Below are 15,863 nucleotides of genomic sequence, written 5' to 3' on the forward strand. Positions count from 1 at the left end.
AGGTGGCCGCACCGTCGGCGCCGGCGTGGTCGCCAAGATCATCAAGTAATGCCCGCTCCGGCGACTTCGGTCGCCGGGCGCGTCTGACGATGATGTGCCGGCCGCCCTCGATGGGGCATCCGGCCAACAATGACCGCGGCTTCGGCTGGCGGTCGCAACGAAGGGTCGGCATCTGCCGGCCTTTCGTCGTTTGTGACTGGTGGTTTTTGCGGACAAATACGGATCGTGCAATTCGTGGCTGCGGGATGTTGCGGGCGGGTGAAACAGTCGCTATAATGCGCGGCTCGGCGTTCCTGGGTAGGGCGCCGGATACACCGCGAAAAGAGAGGCAGGACGCCCCTCGTGTTCGCAGACCGGGAAGGTCGCGTTGCATGGAGCACTCAACGGCCTCGCGCTGTTGACGGTGCTGTAGCTGCGCATTATACTTTTCCGTCTGGGCAGGCCGGGTAACTGGTCTGCCTCAGTTTTTGGGCGGAGGAATGGCCCTCGCCAGCTGGATGCTCGGCGGTATACACATCAGGAAATAATCGGGGCAGGTATCCCAGAGGCCTTGCCCGTCGCTCTTTTAACGAAGGAACCCACCGCCATGGCGGAGCAAAAGACCGGTCAGAAAGCGGATCAGAAGATCCGGATTCGGCTGAAGGCGTTCGATCATCGTCTGATCGACCGTTCGGCCAGCGAGATCGTTGAGACGGCGAAGCGGACCGGCGCGCAAGTGCGCGGCCCGATCCCGCTGCCGACCAAGATCGAACGCTACACCATTCTCGTTTCTCCGCACGTCGACAAGGACGCGCGCGACCAGTACGAGACCCGCACGCACAAGCGCGTGCTCGACATCATCGGCCCTAACGACAAGACCGTGGACGCGCTCATGAAGCTCGAGCTCGCGGCGGGCGTCGATGTCCAGATCAAGTTGACCTGAGGACTACGACCATGACGAAGAAATATTCGTTGGGCTTCGTGGGCCGCAAGGCCGGCATGAGCCGCGTCTTCACCGAAGACGGCCGCTCCATTCCGGTCACCCTGATCGAAGCGACCCCGAACCGCATCACCCAGCTCAAGACCGTCGAAAGCGACGGCTACAGCGCCGTGCAGATCACCGTGGGCGCCCGTCGCGCCGCGCTGGTCAACAAGCCTGCCTCCGGCCACTACGCCAAGGCGAAGGTCGAAGCCGGTCGCGGCCTGTGGGAGTTCCGCGTTGAAGACGCGCAGCTGAGCGATTACGCCATCGGCGGCGAGATCAAGGCGGACATCTTCGAAGTCGGCCAGAAGGTCGACGTCCAGGGCGTCACCAAGGGCAAGGGTTTCCAGGGCACCATCAAGCGGTACAACTTCCGCATGGGCGATGCCACCCACGGTAACTCGCTGTCGCATCGCGCGCCGGGTTCGCTGGGTCAGCGCCAGACCCCGGGTCGCGTTTTCCCGGGCAAGAAGATGTCCGGCCACATGGGCGCGGTGCAGCAGAGCACGCAGAATCTGGAAGTGGTCAAGGTCGACGTCGAGCGTGGCCTCATCGCCATTCGCGGCGCTGTGCCTGGCGCTGCCGGTGGCGACGTGATCGTGCGTCCGGCTAGCAAGGCATAAGGAGAGATGACGATGGAACTCGTTATCACGGGTAGCAACAACAAGGTCTCGGTCTCCGACGCCGTGTTCGGTCGCGATTTCAGCGAGGATCTGGTTCACCAGGTCGTCGTCGCCTATCGCAACGCGGGCCGCGCCGGCACCAAGGCGCAGAAGACGCGTTCGGAAGTCAACGGCACCACCAAGAAGTCGAAGAAGCAGAAGGGCGGTGGCGCTCGCCACGGCGCGCTGACCGCTCCGATCTTCGTCGGCGGCGGCGTGACCTTCGCGGCCAAGCCGCGCAGCTTCGAGCAGAAGGTGAACCGCAAGATGTATCGCGCCGCGATCTGCGCGATCCTTTCGGAGCTCAACCGCCAGGGTCGCCTGATGGTCGTCGACGCGTTCGACGTCGAGGCCAGCAAGACCAAGGATCTGATCGAGAAGCTGAAGGGTCTGGAAGTGGGCAAGCGCCCGCTGATCGTGACCGAAGAGGCGTCCGAGCATCTGTACCTGTCGGCGCGCAACCTTCCCTACGTGGAAGTGCGTGACGTGCAGGGCCTGGATCCGGTGTCGCTGGTCGGGGCCGATACGGTCGTGATCACCGCCGATGCGGTCAAGAAGGTCGAGGAGTGGCTGGCATGAGCAGCAACGAAAAAATCTTCAGCGTGCTGCGTGCCCCGCGTGTCTCCGAAAAGACCGCGCGCCTGCAGGAACTCTCCAATCAGTACGTCTTCGAGATCTCGAGCGAAGCCACCAAGGCCGATGTCAAGGCCGCGGTCGAGCAGCTGTTCGACGTCAAGGTCGAGTCGGTCAACGTGTTGAACGTCAAGGGCAAGAACAAGTCCTTCCGTTCGCGCAGCGGTCGTCGCGGCGATTGGCGCAAGGCGTACGTGCGTCTGGCCGAAGGCCAGTCCATCGACGTAACGGCCAAGGCCTGAGGTCCATCCCATGCCATTGATGAAATTCAAACCCACTTCTCCCGGCCGTCGTTCGGCCGTGCGCGTGGTCACGCCCGATCTGCACAAGGGCGCGCCGCATGCAGCGCTGCTGGAGCCGCAGAGCAAGTCCGGTGGTCGTAACCACCATGGCCGCATCACCACCCGTCACGTCGGCGGTGGCCACAAGCAGCATTACCGCCTGATCGACTTCAAGCGCAACAAGGAAGGCATTCCGGCGCGCGTGGAGCGGATCGAATACGATCCGAACCGCACCGCCCATATCGCCCTGCTGTGCTACGCCGACGGCGAGCGCCGCTACATCATCGCGCCGAAGGGCCTGAAGGCCGGCGACCAGGTGATCGCGGGTTCGGATGCGCCGATCAAGACCGGCAACACCCTGCCGCTGCGCAACATCCCGGTCGGTACGACGGTGCACGGCATCGAGCTGAAGCCGGGCAAGGGCGCGCAGATCGCGCGTGCTGCCGGCGCCGCGGTGCAGCTGGTCGCGCGTGAAGGCATCTACGCCACCCTGCGTCTTCGCTCCGGCGAAATGCGCAAGGTGCCGGTCGAGTGCCGCGCCACCATCGGCGAAGTCGGCAACGACGAGCACAACCTCGAGAAGCTGGGCAAGGCGGGCGCCAAGCGCTGGCGCGGCGTTCGCCCGACCGTTCGCGGTGCGGCCATGAACCCCGTCGACCACCCGCACGGTGGTGGTGAGGCGAAGGCCGGTCAGGGTAATCCGCATCCGGTCACCCCGTGGGGCGTGCCGACCAAGGGTTACAAGACGCGCCATAACAAGCGCACCGAACAATTCATCGTCCGCGATCGTAGGGGCTAATCGACCATGGCACGTTCACTCAAGAAAGGCCCGTTCGTCGATCACCACCTCGTCAAGAAGGTGGAGGCCGCGGCCGGCAGCAAGCGTCCGATCAAGACCTGGTCGCGTCGCTCGATGATCCTGCCGGAGATGGTGGGCTTCACCATCGCCGTGCATAACGGCAAGAACCACGTTCCGGTGCTGGTCAACGAGAACATGGTCGGCCACAAGCTCGGCGAATTTGCCGTCACCCGGACCTTCAAGGGTCACGGTGGCGACAAGAAGTCGAGCCGGTAAGGAGAGATGACGATGGAAGCGAAAGCAATCCTGCGCACTGCGCGCATCTCCCCGCAGAAGGCCCGCCTGGTCGCCGACCAGGTGCGCGGTCTTTCCGCCGAGCGGGCGGTCAACCTGCTGAAGTTCTCGGATAAGAAGGCTGCCCACCTGATCAAGAAGGTGGTGGAGTCGGCGATCGCCAATGCCGAGAACAACCAGGGCGCGGATGTTGACGAGCTGAAGGTCAAGACCATCATGGTTGATGAAGGTCCGACCCTGAAGCGTTTCATGGCGCGGGCGAAAGGCCGCGGTACCCGCATCCTCAAGCGCACCAGCCACATCACTGTGGTTGTGGGCGCCGCCAAGTAAAGCGGAAAGGAAAAGACGATGGGTCATAAAGTTCATCCGATTGGAATCCGCTTGGGTGTCTCCAAGGACTGGAATTCCAAGTGGTACGCCAACAAGGGCGAGTTCGCCGGTTACCTGGCAGCCGACCTCAAGGTTCGCGAAATGCTGCGCAAGAAGTTGGCGCAGGCGGGCATCAGCAAGATCCTGATCGAGCGTCCGGCCAAGACCGCGCGCGTGACGATCCACACCGCCCGTCCGGGCGTGGTGATCGGCAAGCGCGGTGAGGACATCGAGAAGCTGCGCAAGGAAGTGAGCGAGATGATGGGCGTCCCCGCCCACATCAACGTCACCGAAGTGCGCAAGCCGGAGCTGGATGCGCAGCTGGTCGCCGAGTCGATCGCGCAGCAGCTGGAGCGTCGCATCATGTTCCGCCGCGCGATGAAGCGCTCGGTCGGCAACGCGATGCGCCTGGGTGCCCTGGGCATCAAGGTCAACGTCGCTGGCCGCTTGAACGGTGCGGAAATCGCCCGTTCCGAGTGGTACCGCGAGGGCCGCGTGCCGCTGCATACGCTGCGTGCCGACATCGACTATGGCTTCGCTGAAGCCAAGACGACCTACGGCATCATCGGCATCAAGGTATGGATCTACAAGGGCGAGATCTTCGATTTCTCCCAGGTTGGCCAGGAAAAGCAGGACGATTCCCCGCGCAACGATCGTAACGATCGCGGCGACCGTGGTGACCGTCCGTCGCGTCCGGCTCGTGAAGCGAGGTAACGGCAATGTTGCAACCCAAGCGAACCAAATACCGCAAGATGCACAAGGGCCGTAACGACGGCCTGGCATGGAGCGGCAACGCCGTCAGCTTCGGCGAGTACGGGCTGAAGGCCACCGCGCACGGTCAGCTGACCGCGCGCCAGATCGAAGCGGCGCGCCGCTCGATCAGCCGCTACGTCAAGCGCGGCGGCAAAATGTGGATCCGCGTGTTCCCGGACAAGCCGATCACCAAGAAGCCGATCGAAGTGCGAATGGGCTCCGGTAAGGGCAACGTCGAGTACTGGGTCGCCCAGATCCAGCCCGGTCGCATGATCTATGAAATCGAAGGCGTCGGCGAAGATGTCGCGCGCGAGGCGTTCCGCCTGGCCGCTGCCAAGCTTTCGGTGACCACCACCTTCGTGACCCGGACGGTACGCTGATGGACATCAAACAACTCCGCGAGAAGTCGGCTGACGATCTGAAGTCCCACCTGACCGATCTGCGCAAGGAGCAGTTCGCCCTGCGCATGCAGCAGGTCACCGGGCAGCTGCCGAAGACCCACGAAACCCGCCGGGTGCGCCGCGAGATTGCTCGCGTGAAGTACCTGATCGGCAGCACGAAGTAAGGATGGCCGCCATGAGCGACACTAACGAAAGCAAGACGCTGCGCACGGTCGAAGGCCGCGTCGTCAGCAACAAGATGGACAAGACCGTCACCGTGCTGGTGGAGCGTCAGGTCAAGCATGCGCTGTACGGCAAGTACATCAAGCGCTCGACCAAGCTCCACGCCCACGACGCCGACAACGCCTGCAACGAAGGCGATTTGGTGCGGGTGACCGAGATTGCGCCGATGTCCAAGACCAAGAACTGGCGGGTGGTCGAAATCGTCACCCGTTCGGCCGAATAAGGGAGATCTGAATCATGATCCAGATGCAGAGCTACCTCGACGTCGCCGACAATTCCGGTGCCAAGGAAGTGATGTGCATCAAGGTGCTCGGCGGCTCCAAGCGCCGCTACGCGCACATTGGCGACATCATCAAGGTCACCGTCAAGGACGCGATCCCGCGCGGCAAGGTCAAGAAGGGCGAAGTCTACGACGCCGTCGTGGTGCGTACCCGCAAGGGTGTGCGTCGTCCCGACGGTTCGCTGATCCGCTTCGACGGCAACGCTGCGGTGTTGCTCAACAACAAGCAGGAGCCGATCGGCACGCGTATCTTCGGGCCTGTTACCCGCGAGCTGCGTTCCGAGAAGTTCATGAAGATCGTCTCGCTCGCTCCTGAAGTGCTGTGAGCGGAGGACATACACATGGCTAACCGTATCAAGAAGGGCGACCAGGTCGTCGTCACTACCGGCAAGGACAAGGGCAAGCAGGGCGAAATCGTCCGCGTCGACGGCGATCGCGTGATCGTCTCCAACGCGAACATCGTCAAGCGCCACACCAAGCCGAACCCGCAGGCAGGCGTTGCCGGCGGCGTGGTCGAGCGTGAAGCGTCGATCCATATTTCCAACGTGGCGATCGTCAACCCGGCAACGGGCAAGGGCGAGCGCGTTGGCTTCAAGGTGCTGGAGGATGGACGCAAACTGCGTGTGTTCCGCTCCAGCGGTGAGGCGCTCGACGCCTGAGGAATGACACAATGAATTCCCGTCTCGAAAAGATCTACAAGGAAGAAGTGGTACCGGCTCTGATGAAGAAGTTCGGTTACACCAATCCGATGCAAGTGCCGAAGCTGGTCAAGGTCACGCTGAACATGGGCGTGGGCGAGGCGGCGACGAACAAGAAGATCCTGGAAAACGCCGTGGCCGACATGGCCAAGGTCTCCGGCCAGAAGCCGGTCGTCACCAAGTCGCGTATCTCGGTGGCGTCGTTCAAGATCCGCGATGGTTGGCCGATCGGCTGCAAGACCACGCTGCGTCGCGCCAAGATGTACGAGTTCCTGGATCGCCTGATCAACATCTCGCTGCCGCGCGTGCGCGACTTCCGCGGTGTCTCGGGTCGTTCGTTCGACGGTCGCGGCAACTTCAACATGGGTGTGAAGGAACAGATCATCTTCCCGGAAATCGACTTCGACGCCGTCGATGCGATCCGCGGCATGGATATCGCCATCACCACCACCGCCAAGACCGACGCCGAAGCGAAGGCGTTGCTCGAAGCGTTCAAGTTCCCGTTCCGTAACTGATTGACAACCGGGATTCGGGATTCGGGATTCGGGATTGGCAGGGCGTCGCCCTCCAAGCCCCGGCTCCTGAGAATCTCCAATCCCCAATCTCGAATCCCGAGGATTTACAGATGGCAAAGACCTCCATGGTCAACCGCGACATCAAGCGCAAGAAGCTGGCGAAGAAGTTCGCCGACAAGCGCGATGCGCTGAAGAAGATCATCGCCGCCGACAGCTCGTCCTACGACGAGAAGGCCGACGCGGTGGTCAAGCTGCAGAAGCTGCCGCGCGATTCGTCGCCGAGCCGCCAGCGCACCCGTTGCGAACTGTCCGGTCGTCCGCGCGCCGTGTACCGCAAGTTCGGCCTCGGCCGCAACATGCTGCGCAAGGCGACGATGAACGGCGACGTGCCGGGCCTGCGCAAGGCCAGCTGGTAACAACCGGCGGTCCCGGCTCCGTTCGCGGAGCCCGGGGCAGGGCGGTCGCGCGCCCGCTTGCTGTTCAGTCAACGAGTCCGACGCAAGTCGGACTTTTTGTCGTATAATCCCGCTCCTTGCCTGCGCCCAGCGGGTGACGGCGGGACCAGGCCCTGGCCTTCTCCAGGATGCTTCACGCTGCACATCACTGCGTCATTCCACAGCTACACATCACAAGATTTTCGCGAAAGCGGATATCGGTGCACTCAAAGGTAGACACCATGAGCATGACTGATCCCATCGCCGACCTGCTGGTCCGCATCAAGAATGCGGCCGCGGTTGGCAAACCGACGGTGAAAATGCCGTCCTCCAAGATCAAGGTTGCGATCGCAGAAGTGCTGAAGGCCGAAGGCTACATCAGCGACCTGCGCGTCAACGCGATCGAGAACAACAAGTCCGAGCTGGAAATCGTGCTGAAGTATTTCGAGGGCCGTCCGGTCATCGATACGCTCAAGCGCGTGTCCCGTTCGGGTCTGCGCCAGTATCGCGGTAAGGCCGAGCTGCCGAAGGTTCTCGGCGGCCTGGGCGTTGCCATCATTTCCACGTCCAAGGGCATCATGACCGATGCGCAGGCCCGTCAGGCCGGCGTCGGTGGCGAAGTCCTGTGCTTCGTGGCCTAAGGGAAGGAGCAAGTAAATGTCCCGCGTAGCCAAGAAGCCGATCTCCCTCCCGAAGGGCGTCGAACTGAATGTCCAGCCCGAGCTGGTGAGCGTCAAGGGCCCGAAGGGCACCCTGTCGCTGCCGAAGCCGGCTGGCGTTGAAATCCAGCAGGAAAACGGTGTCGCCACGCTGTCGGCGAACGACCCGTCGCAGATCGCCATCACCGGCACCGTCCGCGCGATCCTGGCGAACATGGTGCACGGCGTGTCCGAAGGCTTCGAGCGCAAGCTCGAGCTGGTCGGCGTCGGTTACCGTGCCACGATGCAGGGCAAGGACCTGAGCCTGGCGCTCGGTTTCTCGCATCCGGTCGTGTTCAAGGCGCCGGAAGGCATCACCCTGACCGCCCCGACTCAGACTGAGATCGTGGTACAGGGCGCCGACAAGCAGCGCGTCGGCGAAGTCGCCGCCAAGATCCGCGGTTTCCGTCCGCCGGAGCCCTATAAGGGCAAGGGTGTGAAGTACGCCGGTGAAGTCATCATTCGCAAGGAAGCCAAGAAGGCATAAGGCAGGTTGCTCTGCTAGGAACCCGGCCATTCATGGCCGGGAATCCGACAGGTCTCTCGCCCAAAGTCGATCCGCTTCCGTAGGACACATATCATGACCATCAACAAGAACATCGCCCGCCTGCGCCGCGCCAAGTCGACCCGTGCGCACATCCGCGAACTCGGCGTCGCCCGCCTGTCGGTGCTGCGCACCGGCCAGCACCTGTACGCGCAGGTCTTCACTGCCGACGGCTCCAAGGTGATCGCTGCGGCGAACACCCTGCAGGCCGACGTCAAGGACGGCCTGAAGAGCGGCAAGAACAGCGAGGCGGCCGTCAAGGTCGGCAAGCTGATCGCCGAGCGCGCCAAGGCCGCGGGCATCGAGAAGGTCGCCTTCGACCGCTCGGGCTACCGCTACCACGGCCGCATCAAGGCGCTGGCCGACGCCGCGCGCGAAGGCGGCCTGCAGTTCTGATCCTTGCGGGTGCGGCGTCCACGCCGCGCCCGACCTGCCGATGCGGGCCGCATCGGACCTTGGCGCGCCTTCTGCGCGCGTCCGGGGAACACGGTTCCAGTCAACAACTACAAGCGGCATGCAAGCCGTAAATCTTTCAACTACCAAGGAATACACAATGGCTGAAGAACAGCGTGCACCGCGGGGTCGTGATCGCGACCGCAACCGCGAAGAGAAAGTCGACGATGGCATGATCGAAAAGCTGGTCGCGGTCAACCGCGTCAGCAAGACGGTCAAGGGCGGTCGCCAGTTCACCTTCACCGCGCTGACCGTGGTCGGCGACGGCAACGGCAAGATCGGTTTCGGTTACGGCAAGGCGCGCGAAGTGCCGGTCGCGATCCAGAAGTCGATGGAATATGCGCGCAAGGGCATGCTCAACATCGACCTGAACAACGGCACCCTGTGGCACCCGGTGAAGTCCGGCCACGGCGCGGCGCGCGTGTTCATGATGCCCGCCTCGGAAGGTACCGGCGTCATCGCCGGCGGCGCGATGCGCGCCGTGCTGGAAGCGGTCGGCGTCAAGAACGTGCTGGCCAAGGCGGTCGGTTCGCGCAACCCGATCAACCTGGTGCGCGCCACGCTGCGCGGCCTGGAAGACATGCAGTCGCCGTCGCGCATCGCGGCCAAGCGCGGCAAGAAGGTGGAGGAACTCAACCATGGCTAATGAGTCCAACAAGACGGTGAAGGTGCGCCTGGTGCGCGGCCTTCGTGGTACCCAGTCGCGTCACCGCCTGTCGGTGCGTGCGCTGGGCCTGAACAAGCTCAACGATGTGCGTGAACTGAAGGACAGCCCGCAGGTACGCGGCCTGATCAACAAGGTTCAGTACCTCGTCCAGGTTGAGGAGTAAGCGACCATGACTTTGCATCTGAATGATCTGAAGCCCGCCGAAGGCGCGCGTACCGAGCGCACCCGCGTCGGCCGCGGCATCGGTTCGGGCCTGGGCAAGACCTGCGGCCGCGGCCACAAGGGTTCGTTCGCGCGTAAGGGCGGCGGCAAGATCAAGGCCGGCTTCGAAGGCGGCCAGACCCCCATGCAGCGCCGTCTGCCGAAGATCGGCTTCCGTTCCAAGATGGCCAAGGACACTGCCGAAGTGCTGTCCTACCAGCTGGACAACCTGCCGGAAGGCGAGATCGATTTCGCCGCGCTGCGCGCTGCGAAGCTGGTCCCGAGCACCGCGAAGAAGGCCAAGGTCGTCCTCAAGGGCGAGCTGAGCAAGAAGTTCGTGCTCAAGGGTATCGCCGCGACCGCCGGTGCCAAGGCGGCAATCGAAGCTGCCGGCGGCAGCGTGCAGGAGTAACACGCAGATGGCGCAGGCTGGCATGGGTAACCTCGGCGGCGGGCTCGGCAAGTTCACGGAACTTCGCCAGCGCCTGTTGTTCGTTCTCGGCGCATTGATCGTCTACCGCATCGGCTGCTACGTGCCGGTGCCGGGCGTCAATCCCGAAGCCATGCTTGCGCTGATGCAGGCGCAGGGCGGCGGCATCGTGGACATGTTCAACATGTTCTCGGGCGGCGCCCTGCACCGTTTCAGCATCTTCGCGCTGAACGTGATGCCGTACATCTCGGCATCGATCGTGATCCAGTTGGCCACGCACATCTTCCCGTCGCTGAAGGCGATGCAGAAGGAAGGCGAATCCGGCCGACGCAAGATCACCCAGTATTCGCGCATCGGCGCGGTGTTGCTGGCGGTGGTGCAGGGCGGCAGTATCGCGCTGGCGCTGCAGAACCAGACCGCACCGGGCGGCGCACCGGTCGTGTACGCGCCGGGCATGGGCTTCGTGCTCACCGCGGTGATCGCGTTGACCGCCGGCACCATCTTCCTGATGTGGGTCGGCGAGCAGGTCACCGAGCGCGGCATCGGCAACGGCGTGTCGCTGATCATCTTCGCCGGCATCGTCGCCGGCCTGCCGGCGGCGGCGATCCAGACGCTGGAGGCCTACAGCAATGGCGACCTGCAGTTCATCTCGCTGCTGCTGATCGTGCTGACCATCCTCGCCTTCACCTTGTTCGTGGTGTTCGTCGAGCGCGGGCAGCGACGAATCACGGTGAATTACGCGCGCCGCCAGGGCGGCCGCAACGCGTACATGAACCAGACCTCGTTCCTGCCGCTGAAGCTGAACATGGCCGGCGTGATTCCGCCGATCTTCGCCTCGAGCATCCTCGCCTTCCCGGCGACGCTGTCGATGTGGTCGGGCCAGGCCGCCTCCAACAGCACCTTCGGCAGCTGGCTGCAGCGCATCGCCAATGCGCTGGGCCCGGGCGAGCCGGTGCACATGATCGTGTTCGCCGCGCTGATCATCGGCTTCGCGTTCTTCTATACCGCGCTGGTGTTCAACTCGCAGGAAACCGCGGACAACCTGAAGAAGTCCGGCGCGCTGATCCCGGGCATCCGTCCGGGCAAGGCCACCGCCGACTACGTCGACGGCGTGCTGACCCGGTTGACCGCGGCCGGCTCGCTGTACCTGGTGATCGTGTGCCTGCTGCCGGAAATCATGCGCGCGCAGCTCGGCACCTCGTTCCATTTCGGCGGCACTTCGCTGCTGATCGCGGTCGTGGTGGTGATGGACTTCATCGCGCAGATCCAGGCGCACCTGATGTCGCACCAGTACGAAAGCCTGTTGAAGAAGGCCAACCTCAAGGGTGGCTCGCGCGGCGGCGGTTTCGCCCGCGGTTGATTGCTATAATTTGACTTCCTTCCGCGAAGACGCCCCGGTTCCCGGGCGCAGTCTTCCGACTTGAAGGGCGGCCCATGCAGCGGTCTCGTGCGTGGGTGCGACGTGGTGGTCCTGCGCTGGAGTAGCGCGGGCGGCCGAGGTGGATCCTCACCCTGGCCAACGACGTCCGGCGCCGGAGCATGGGCACACTCCCCATGCCGGGCCTGCGGAACCGAAAGGTTCCACGGGCTTCCATGTAACCCGAGACCTTGCTAGACTTACAAGTTCACTTTTTGATCCATCCTGCCGGATGGCGCCGCAGTGCGCCGTCGGGCCATCACTCAGTTGGAGAACCGCGTCATGGCGCGTATTGCAGGCGTCAACCTGCCAGCCCAGAAGCACGTCTGGGTCGGGTTGCAAAGCATTTTCGGCATCGGCCGTACCCGTTCGAAGAAGGTCTGCGAAGCCGCAGGCGTGACCTCGACCACCAAGATCCGTGACCTGTCCGAACCGGAAATCGAGCGCCTGCGCCTCGAAGTCGGCAAGTACATCGTCGAAGGCGACCTGCGTCGCGAAGTGGGCATCGCCATCAAGCGACTGATGGACCTGGGCTGCTACCGCGGCCTGCGTCATCGTCGTGGCCTGCCGCTGCGTGGTCAGCGCACCCGCACCAACGCCCGCACCCGCAAGGGCCCGCGCAAGGCGATCAGGAAGTAAGGGACAGACATGGCTAAGCCCGCAGCAGCAAAGACCAAGAAGAAGATCAAGCGCGTCGTCACCGACGGCGTCGCCCACGTCCACGCTTCGTTCAACAACACCATCGTGACCATCACCGACCGTCAGGGCAATGCGTTGTCCTGGGCGACCTCCGGTGGCGCTGGTTTCCGCGGTTCGCGCAAGTCCACGCCGTTCGCGGCGCAGGTTGCCGCCGAGAAGGCCGGGCGCGCTGCGCTCGACTACGGCGTGAAGTCGCTGGAAGTGCGCATCAAGGGCCCGGGTCCGGGTCGCGAGTCCGCCGTCCGTTCGTTGAACAACGTCGGATACAAGATCACCAACATCATCGACGTGACGCCTATCCCGCACAACGGGTGCCGTCCGCCGAAGAAGCGTCGCGTCTAAAGGAGCGATAAGAAATGGCTCGTTATATCGGTCCTACCTGTAAGCTCGCGCGCCGTGAAGGCGCCGATCTTTCCCTCAAGAGCCCGGCGCGTGCGCTGGACTCCAAGTGCAAGCTGGAGCAGAAGCCCGGCCAGCACGGCGCGACCGCCCGCAAGGGCAAGCTGTCCGACTACGCCACCCAGCTTCGCGAGAAGCAGAAGGTCAAGCGTATCTACGGTCTGCTGGAGCGTCAGTTCCGCAACTACTACAAGAAGGCCTCGACCAAGAAGGGCAACACCGGCGAGAACCTGCTGCAGCTGCTGGAAACCCGCCTGGACAACGTCGTCTACCGCATGGGCTTCGCCGTCACCCGCCCGGCCGCGCGCCAGCTGGTGTCGCACCGTGGCGTGCTGGTCAACGGCAAGTCGGTGAACCTGGCCTCTTACCAGGTCAAGGCCGGCGACGCGATCGCCCTGTCGGAAAAGGCCCAGAAGCAGCTTCGCGTGCAGGAAGCGCTGACCGTTGCCGAAACGCACGACCTGAACCCGTCCTGGGTCGAGGTCGATTCGAAGAAGTTCAGCGGCATCTTCAAGGCCGTGCCGGATCGTGCGGACCTGCCTGCTGACATCAACGAAGCGCTGATCGTCGAGTTGTATTCGAAGTAATCACATTGGAGAGCCTCCGGCAACGGAGGCTCGTCAGGAGAACCCGCAACATGACGGTTACCGCCAACCAGGTTCTGCGCCCCCGTGGGCCGCAGATCGAACGCCTTACCGACAACCGCGCCAAGGTCGTAATCGAGCCCTTGGAGCGTGGTTATGGGCACACGCTGGGCAATGCCCTGCGTCGCGTGCTGCTGTCCTCGATCCCCGGCTTCGCGATCACCGAAGTCGAGATCGACGGCGTGCTGCACGAGTACACCACGGTCGAAGGGCTGCAGGAAGATGTGCTTGAAGTCCTGCTCAACCTCAAGGACGTGGCCATCCGCATGCACACCGGCGACAGCGCCACGCTGTCGCTGTCCAAGCAGGGTCCGGGCGTCGTGACCGCTGCCGACATCAAGGTCGACCACAACGTCGAGATCCTCAACAACGATCATGTCATCTGCCACCTGACCAAGGATACGGCGATCAACATGCGTCTGAAGATCGAGCGTGGCTTCGGCTACCAGCCGGCCGCCGCGCGTCGCCGTCCGGACGAGGAAACCCGCACCATCGGCCGCCTGGTCCTGGATGCGTCGTTCTCGCCGGTGCGCCGCGTCGCCTACGCGGTCGAATCCGCGCGCGTCGAGCAGCGGACCGACCTGGACAAGCTGGTCCTGGACATCGAGACCAACGGCACCATCGATGCCGAGGAAGCCGTGCGCACCGCCGCCGACATCCTCAGCGACCAGCTGTCGGTGTTCGGCGACTTCACCCATCGCGACCGTGGCGCGGCCAAGCCGGCCAGCAACGGCGTGGATCCGGTGCTGCTGCGTCCGATCGACGACCTGGAACTGACCGTGCGTTCGGCCAACTGCCTGAAGGCCGAGAGCATCTACTACATCGGCGATCTGATCCAGAAGACCGAAGTGGAGCTGCTCAAGACCCCGAACCTCGGCAAGAAGTCGCTGACCGAGATCAAGGAAGTGCTGGCCCAGCGTGGCCTGTCGCTCGGCATGAAGCTGGAGAACTGGCCGCCGGCCGGCGTCGCCCAGCATGGCATGCTCGGCTAAGCAGCTGCACCTGGCCGATGCCGCACCGGCATCGGCCACGGACGCTGCAGGTCCGGTCATGGATGGCCGGGCAGGGCTCCACGGAGCCCGGGTAAGACCGCCAGGGATGGAAGCAGGGGCGCCTTCGCGGCGCCTCGCGCCGCATCAGTTGCACAACTACGCCGACGGGTCTTCAAGCCCGCGGCGTTGTCCGGTCAGGGACGGCCGGCTCGGACCATCCGCAGTCCATTGTTCAACGCCAGGACGGCGACAGCGATCTCCAGCAGTTTCAATTTTCCATAGGAATCAAGACCATGCGTCACCAGAAATCCGGCCGCAAGTTCAACCGCACCAGCGCCCATCGCCAGGCGATGTTCTCCAACATGGCGGCCTCGCTGTTCAAGCACGAGCTGATCAAGACCACCCTGCCGAAGGCCAAGGAGCTGCGTCGCGTCGCCGAGCCGCTGATCACCATCGCCAAGGTCGATGGTGTCGCCAATCGCCGTCTGGCCTTCTCGCGCCTGCGCGACAAGGAAGCAGTGGGCAAGCTGTTCGTCGAGCTGGGCCCGCGTTACCAGTCGCGTCCGGGCGGCTACCTGCGCATCCTGAAGTGCGGCTTCCGCGCCGGCGACAACGCGCCGATGGCGTACGTCGAGCTGGTCGATCGCCCGACCGCGATCGCCGAGGAAGTGGCCGAGTAAGTCCGGCCCGCACCGCGTCAGCAGAAAGCCCGGCATGTCCGGGCTTTTTTGCGTCTGGGCAGTGGGTTTTTGCGCGAAGGGCGCCGCGGCGGCACGCCGCACCTGTGGACGCACGGCACATGGTGGCGAGGCGGGCGATGGCGGATAATGCCGGATCGTTCATGTGAGCCCGACCCGATGAACCCGTTACGCTGGAGTTTCCGCGCGCAGTTCCTGCTCGGCTTTCTGATCTGCGCCGCGCTGCTGGGCTACGCGATCTATGTGCAGGTGCAGCTCGGCATCGAGCCCTGTCCGCTGTGCATCTTCCAGCGCATCGCGTTCGCCGCGCTGGGCCTGCTGTTCCTGCTCGGCGCCTTGCACGGTCCGGCGCGCAGCGGCGGGCGCAAGATCTATGCGGTGCTGACGTTCCTGGCCGCGGCGATCGGCGCCGGCATCTCCACCAAGCACGTGTCGGTGCAGCTGTTCCCCGATCCGATGGCCTCCTGCGGGCCGCCGCTGAGCTTCCTGCGCGAGACGCTGGGGCCGTTCGAGGTGCTGCGCCGAGTGCTGACCGGGACCGGCGACTGCGGCACTATCGACTGGCGCTTCCTCGGCCTGTCGATGCCGATGTGGTGCCTGATCTGCTTCGTGCTGCTGGCGGTGTTCGCGCTGTACGCCGGGTTCAAGACCAGGCGGCGTTCGCTGCACTGAGCGGTGCGCGGCGTGCTGTGCCGCGAGTGCGTAGCACAGGGCCTGTC

The 15,863-nt window shown here is 63.9% G+C and carries 28 protein-coding genes; all 28 read left to right on the plus strand.

The genetic code is table 11. The features are described from left to right. Nucleotides 1-586: 586 nt before the first annotated feature. A complete protein-coding gene (gene rpsJ, locus VDQ83_RS17050) occupies nucleotides 587-922 on the plus strand; it encodes a 30S ribosomal protein S10 (protein ID WP_003470680.1) in 336 nt (111 codons plus the stop codon). A gap of 11 nt (nucleotides 923-933) precedes the next feature. After that, complete coding sequence (gene rplC / locus VDQ83_RS17055; protein ID WP_455435826.1) at nucleotides 934-1,584, plus strand: 50S ribosomal protein L3; 651 nt, start codon at nucleotides 934-936, stop codon at nucleotides 1,582-1,584. A 12-nt stretch (nucleotides 1,585-1,596) separates the two neighbouring features. Further along, nucleotides 1,597-2,202, plus strand: coding sequence for a 50S ribosomal protein L4 (gene rplD / locus VDQ83_RS17060; protein ID WP_047325541.1), 606 nt, complete (start codon nucleotides 1,597-1,599; stop codon nucleotides 2,200-2,202). After that, nucleotides 2,199-2,498: a 50S ribosomal protein L23 gene (rplW, locus tag VDQ83_RS17065; protein ID WP_003470672.1), complete on the plus strand. Its 300-nt coding sequence runs from the start codon at nucleotides 2,199-2,201 to the stop codon at nucleotides 2,496-2,498. The genes rplD and rplW overlap by 4 nt, the downstream gene beginning before the upstream one ends. Nucleotides 2,499-2,508: 10 nt before the next feature. After that, nucleotides 2,509-3,336 carry a 50S ribosomal protein L2 gene (rplB, locus tag VDQ83_RS17070; protein ID WP_046979791.1) on the plus strand — a complete coding sequence of 276 codons (828 nt, stop codon included), beginning with the start codon at nucleotides 2,509-2,511 and terminating at the stop codon, nucleotides 3,334-3,336. Between the two features lie 6 nt (nucleotides 3,337-3,342). Then, nucleotides 3,343-3,612, plus strand: coding sequence for a 30S ribosomal protein S19 (gene rpsS / locus VDQ83_RS17075; RefSeq protein ID WP_003470666.1), 270 nt, complete (start codon nucleotides 3,343-3,345; stop codon nucleotides 3,610-3,612). Nucleotides 3,613-3,624: 12 nt separating this feature from the next. Next, complete coding sequence (gene rplV / locus VDQ83_RS17080; protein WP_003470663.1) at nucleotides 3,625-3,960, plus strand: 50S ribosomal protein L22; 336 nt, start codon at nucleotides 3,625-3,627, stop codon at nucleotides 3,958-3,960. Between the two features lie 18 nt (nucleotides 3,961-3,978). Then, complete coding sequence (rpsC, locus tag VDQ83_RS17085; RefSeq protein ID WP_003470660.1) at nucleotides 3,979-4,713, plus strand: 30S ribosomal protein S3; 735 nt, start codon at nucleotides 3,979-3,981, stop codon at nucleotides 4,711-4,713. A gap of 5 nt (nucleotides 4,714-4,718) precedes the next feature. Further along, the gene (rplP, locus tag VDQ83_RS17090) at nucleotides 4,719-5,132 is read left to right on the plus strand and encodes a 50S ribosomal protein L16 (RefSeq protein ID WP_003470657.1); all 414 of its coding nucleotides are present in this window, start codon (nucleotides 4,719-4,721) and stop codon (nucleotides 5,130-5,132) included. Continuing rightward, nucleotides 5,132-5,317 (plus strand): 50S ribosomal protein L29, encoded by a 186-nt coding sequence (rpmC, locus tag VDQ83_RS17095; RefSeq protein ID WP_145701693.1) that lies wholly within the window; start codon nucleotides 5,132-5,134, stop codon nucleotides 5,315-5,317. The genes rplP and rpmC overlap by 1 nt, the downstream gene beginning before the upstream one ends. A gap of 11 nt (nucleotides 5,318-5,328) precedes the next feature. Continuing rightward, a complete protein-coding gene (gene rpsQ / locus VDQ83_RS17100) occupies nucleotides 5,329-5,598 on the plus strand; it encodes a 30S ribosomal protein S17 (protein WP_263397408.1) in 270 nt (89 codons plus the stop codon). A gap of 14 nt (nucleotides 5,599-5,612) precedes the next feature. Then, a complete protein-coding gene (rplN, locus tag VDQ83_RS17105; protein WP_003486699.1) occupies nucleotides 5,613-5,981 on the plus strand; it encodes a 50S ribosomal protein L14 in 369 nt (122 codons plus the stop codon). A 15-nt stretch (nucleotides 5,982-5,996) separates the two neighbouring features. Continuing rightward, nucleotides 5,997-6,314: a 50S ribosomal protein L24 gene (rplX, locus tag VDQ83_RS17110; RefSeq protein WP_009607346.1), complete on the plus strand. Its 318-nt coding sequence runs from the start codon at nucleotides 5,997-5,999 to the stop codon at nucleotides 6,312-6,314. Between the two features lie 11 nt (nucleotides 6,315-6,325). Further along, nucleotides 6,326-6,868, plus strand: a complete 543-nt coding sequence (gene rplE / locus VDQ83_RS17115) for a 50S ribosomal protein L5 (RefSeq protein ID WP_145701692.1) — start codon at nucleotides 6,326-6,328, stop codon at nucleotides 6,866-6,868. Between the two features lie 110 nt (nucleotides 6,869-6,978). Next, nucleotides 6,979-7,284 (plus strand): 30S ribosomal protein S14, encoded by a 306-nt coding sequence (gene rpsN, locus VDQ83_RS17120; protein WP_179570573.1) that lies wholly within the window; start codon nucleotides 6,979-6,981, stop codon nucleotides 7,282-7,284. 260 nt (nucleotides 7,285-7,544) lie between these two features. Beyond that, nucleotides 7,545-7,943, plus strand: coding sequence for a 30S ribosomal protein S8 (gene rpsH / locus VDQ83_RS17125; protein WP_145701691.1), 399 nt, complete (start codon nucleotides 7,545-7,547; stop codon nucleotides 7,941-7,943). A gap of 16 nt (nucleotides 7,944-7,959) precedes the next feature. Continuing rightward, the gene (gene rplF / locus VDQ83_RS17130; RefSeq protein ID WP_263397409.1) at nucleotides 7,960-8,487 is read left to right on the plus strand and encodes a 50S ribosomal protein L6; all 528 of its coding nucleotides are present in this window, start codon (nucleotides 7,960-7,962) and stop codon (nucleotides 8,485-8,487) included. Between the two features lie 93 nt (nucleotides 8,488-8,580). Beyond that, nucleotides 8,581-8,940 carry a 50S ribosomal protein L18 gene (gene rplR, locus VDQ83_RS17135; RefSeq protein WP_003470642.1) on the plus strand — a complete coding sequence of 120 codons (360 nt, stop codon included), beginning with the start codon at nucleotides 8,581-8,583 and terminating at the stop codon, nucleotides 8,938-8,940. Between the two features lie 157 nt (nucleotides 8,941-9,097). Next, nucleotides 9,098-9,643: a 30S ribosomal protein S5 gene (gene rpsE, locus VDQ83_RS17140; protein ID WP_104557639.1), complete on the plus strand. Its 546-nt coding sequence runs from the start codon at nucleotides 9,098-9,100 to the stop codon at nucleotides 9,641-9,643. After that, on the plus strand, nucleotides 9,636-9,827 hold the full coding sequence (gene rpmD, locus VDQ83_RS17145) for a 50S ribosomal protein L30 (RefSeq protein ID WP_005408214.1): 192 nt from the start codon (nucleotides 9,636-9,638) through the stop codon (nucleotides 9,825-9,827). Before rpsE ends, rpmD begins: the two co-directional genes overlap by 8 nt. Nucleotides 9,828-9,833: 6 nt before the next feature. Beyond that, on the plus strand, nucleotides 9,834-10,277 hold the full coding sequence (gene rplO / locus VDQ83_RS17150; protein WP_003470637.1) for a 50S ribosomal protein L15: 444 nt from the start codon (nucleotides 9,834-9,836) through the stop codon (nucleotides 10,275-10,277). A 7-nt stretch (nucleotides 10,278-10,284) separates the two neighbouring features. Continuing rightward, the gene (secY, locus tag VDQ83_RS17155) at nucleotides 10,285-11,655 is read left to right on the plus strand and encodes a preprotein translocase subunit SecY (RefSeq protein WP_263397411.1); all 1,371 of its coding nucleotides are present in this window, start codon (nucleotides 10,285-10,287) and stop codon (nucleotides 11,653-11,655) included. Between the two features lie 339 nt (nucleotides 11,656-11,994). Next, on the plus strand, nucleotides 11,995-12,351 hold the full coding sequence (rpsM, locus tag VDQ83_RS17160) for a 30S ribosomal protein S13 (protein ID WP_145701687.1): 357 nt from the start codon (nucleotides 11,995-11,997) through the stop codon (nucleotides 12,349-12,351). A gap of 9 nt (nucleotides 12,352-12,360) precedes the next feature. Beyond that, entirely contained in the window at nucleotides 12,361-12,753 is a 393-nt protein-coding gene (rpsK, locus tag VDQ83_RS17165) for a 30S ribosomal protein S11 (RefSeq protein ID WP_003470632.1), read from the plus strand. Nucleotides 12,754-12,767: 14 nt separating this feature from the next. After that, entirely contained in the window at nucleotides 12,768-13,397 is a 630-nt protein-coding gene (gene rpsD, locus VDQ83_RS17170; protein WP_010340454.1) for a 30S ribosomal protein S4, read from the plus strand. 50 nt (nucleotides 13,398-13,447) lie between these two features. Further along, nucleotides 13,448-14,446, plus strand: coding sequence for a DNA-directed RNA polymerase subunit alpha (locus tag VDQ83_RS17175; protein WP_263397412.1), 999 nt, complete (start codon nucleotides 13,448-13,450; stop codon nucleotides 14,444-14,446). A gap of 293 nt (nucleotides 14,447-14,739) precedes the next feature. Next, nucleotides 14,740-15,126, plus strand: a complete 387-nt coding sequence (gene rplQ / locus VDQ83_RS17180; RefSeq protein ID WP_003470628.1) for a 50S ribosomal protein L17 — start codon at nucleotides 14,740-14,742, stop codon at nucleotides 15,124-15,126. Between the two features lie 177 nt (nucleotides 15,127-15,303). Next, complete coding sequence (locus VDQ83_RS17185) at nucleotides 15,304-15,816, plus strand: disulfide bond formation protein B (protein WP_455435827.1); 513 nt, start codon at nucleotides 15,304-15,306, stop codon at nucleotides 15,814-15,816. Nucleotides 15,817-15,863 lie beyond the last annotated feature (47 nt).

Source organism: Xanthomonas sp. WHRI 7945 (genome assembly GCF_035026585.1).

Coding starts and splice junctions, on each gene's coding strand:
- rplC (WP_455435826.1), top strand. CDS start 934: ATGACGAAGAAATATTCGTTGGGCTTCGTGGGCCGCAAGGCCGGCATG.
- rpmC (WP_145701693.1), top strand. CDS start 5,132: ATGGACATCAAACAACTCCGCGAGAAGTCGGCTGACGATCTGAAGTCC.
- rpsN (WP_179570573.1), top strand. CDS start 6,979: ATGGCAAAGACCTCCATGGTCAACCGCGACATCAAGCGCAAGAAGCTG.
- rplP (WP_003470657.1), top strand. CDS start 4,719: ATGTTGCAACCCAAGCGAACCAAATACCGCAAGATGCACAAGGGCCGT.
- rplQ (WP_003470628.1), top strand. CDS start 14,740: ATGCGTCACCAGAAATCCGGCCGCAAGTTCAACCGCACCAGCGCCCAT.
- rplR (WP_003470642.1), top strand. CDS start 8,581: ATGACCATCAACAAGAACATCGCCCGCCTGCGCCGCGCCAAGTCGACC.
- secY (WP_263397411.1), top strand. CDS start 10,285: ATGGCGCAGGCTGGCATGGGTAACCTCGGCGGCGGGCTCGGCAAGTTC.
- rplW (WP_003470672.1), top strand. CDS start 2,199: ATGAGCAGCAACGAAAAAATCTTCAGCGTGCTGCGTGCCCCGCGTGTC.
- rplN (WP_003486699.1), top strand. CDS start 5,613: ATGATCCAGATGCAGAGCTACCTCGACGTCGCCGACAATTCCGGTGCC.
- VDQ83_RS17175 (WP_263397412.1), top strand. CDS start 13,448: ATGACGGTTACCGCCAACCAGGTTCTGCGCCCCCGTGGGCCGCAGATC.
- rplD (WP_047325541.1), top strand. CDS start 1,597: ATGGAACTCGTTATCACGGGTAGCAACAACAAGGTCTCGGTCTCCGAC.
- rpsM (WP_145701687.1), top strand. CDS start 11,995: ATGGCGCGTATTGCAGGCGTCAACCTGCCAGCCCAGAAGCACGTCTGG.
- rplB (WP_046979791.1), top strand. CDS start 2,509: ATGCCATTGATGAAATTCAAACCCACTTCTCCCGGCCGTCGTTCGGCC.
- rpsE (WP_104557639.1), top strand. CDS start 9,098: ATGGCTGAAGAACAGCGTGCACCGCGGGGTCGTGATCGCGACCGCAAC.
- rpmD (WP_005408214.1), top strand. CDS start 9,636: ATGGCTAATGAGTCCAACAAGACGGTGAAGGTGCGCCTGGTGCGCGGC.
- rpsJ (WP_003470680.1), top strand. CDS start 587: ATGGCGGAGCAAAAGACCGGTCAGAAAGCGGATCAGAAGATCCGGATT.
- rpsK (WP_003470632.1), top strand. CDS start 12,361: ATGGCTAAGCCCGCAGCAGCAAAGACCAAGAAGAAGATCAAGCGCGTC.
- rplF (WP_263397409.1), top strand. CDS start 7,960: ATGTCCCGCGTAGCCAAGAAGCCGATCTCCCTCCCGAAGGGCGTCGAA.
- rpsD (WP_010340454.1), top strand. CDS start 12,768: ATGGCTCGTTATATCGGTCCTACCTGTAAGCTCGCGCGCCGTGAAGGC.
- rplE (WP_145701692.1), top strand. CDS start 6,326: ATGAATTCCCGTCTCGAAAAGATCTACAAGGAAGAAGTGGTACCGGCT.
- rpsC (WP_003470660.1), top strand. CDS start 3,979: ATGGGTCATAAAGTTCATCCGATTGGAATCCGCTTGGGTGTCTCCAAG.
- rpsQ (WP_263397408.1), top strand. CDS start 5,329: ATGAGCGACACTAACGAAAGCAAGACGCTGCGCACGGTCGAAGGCCGC.
- rpsS (WP_003470666.1), top strand. CDS start 3,343: ATGGCACGTTCACTCAAGAAAGGCCCGTTCGTCGATCACCACCTCGTC.
- rpsH (WP_145701691.1), top strand. CDS start 7,545: ATGAGCATGACTGATCCCATCGCCGACCTGCTGGTCCGCATCAAGAAT.
- VDQ83_RS17185 (WP_455435827.1), top strand. CDS start 15,304: ATGAACCCGTTACGCTGGAGTTTCCGCGCGCAGTTCCTGCTCGGCTTT.
- rplX (WP_009607346.1), top strand. CDS start 5,997: ATGGCTAACCGTATCAAGAAGGGCGACCAGGTCGTCGTCACTACCGGC.
- rplV (WP_003470663.1), top strand. CDS start 3,625: ATGGAAGCGAAAGCAATCCTGCGCACTGCGCGCATCTCCCCGCAGAAG.
- rplO (WP_003470637.1), top strand. CDS start 9,834: ATGACTTTGCATCTGAATGATCTGAAGCCCGCCGAAGGCGCGCGTACC.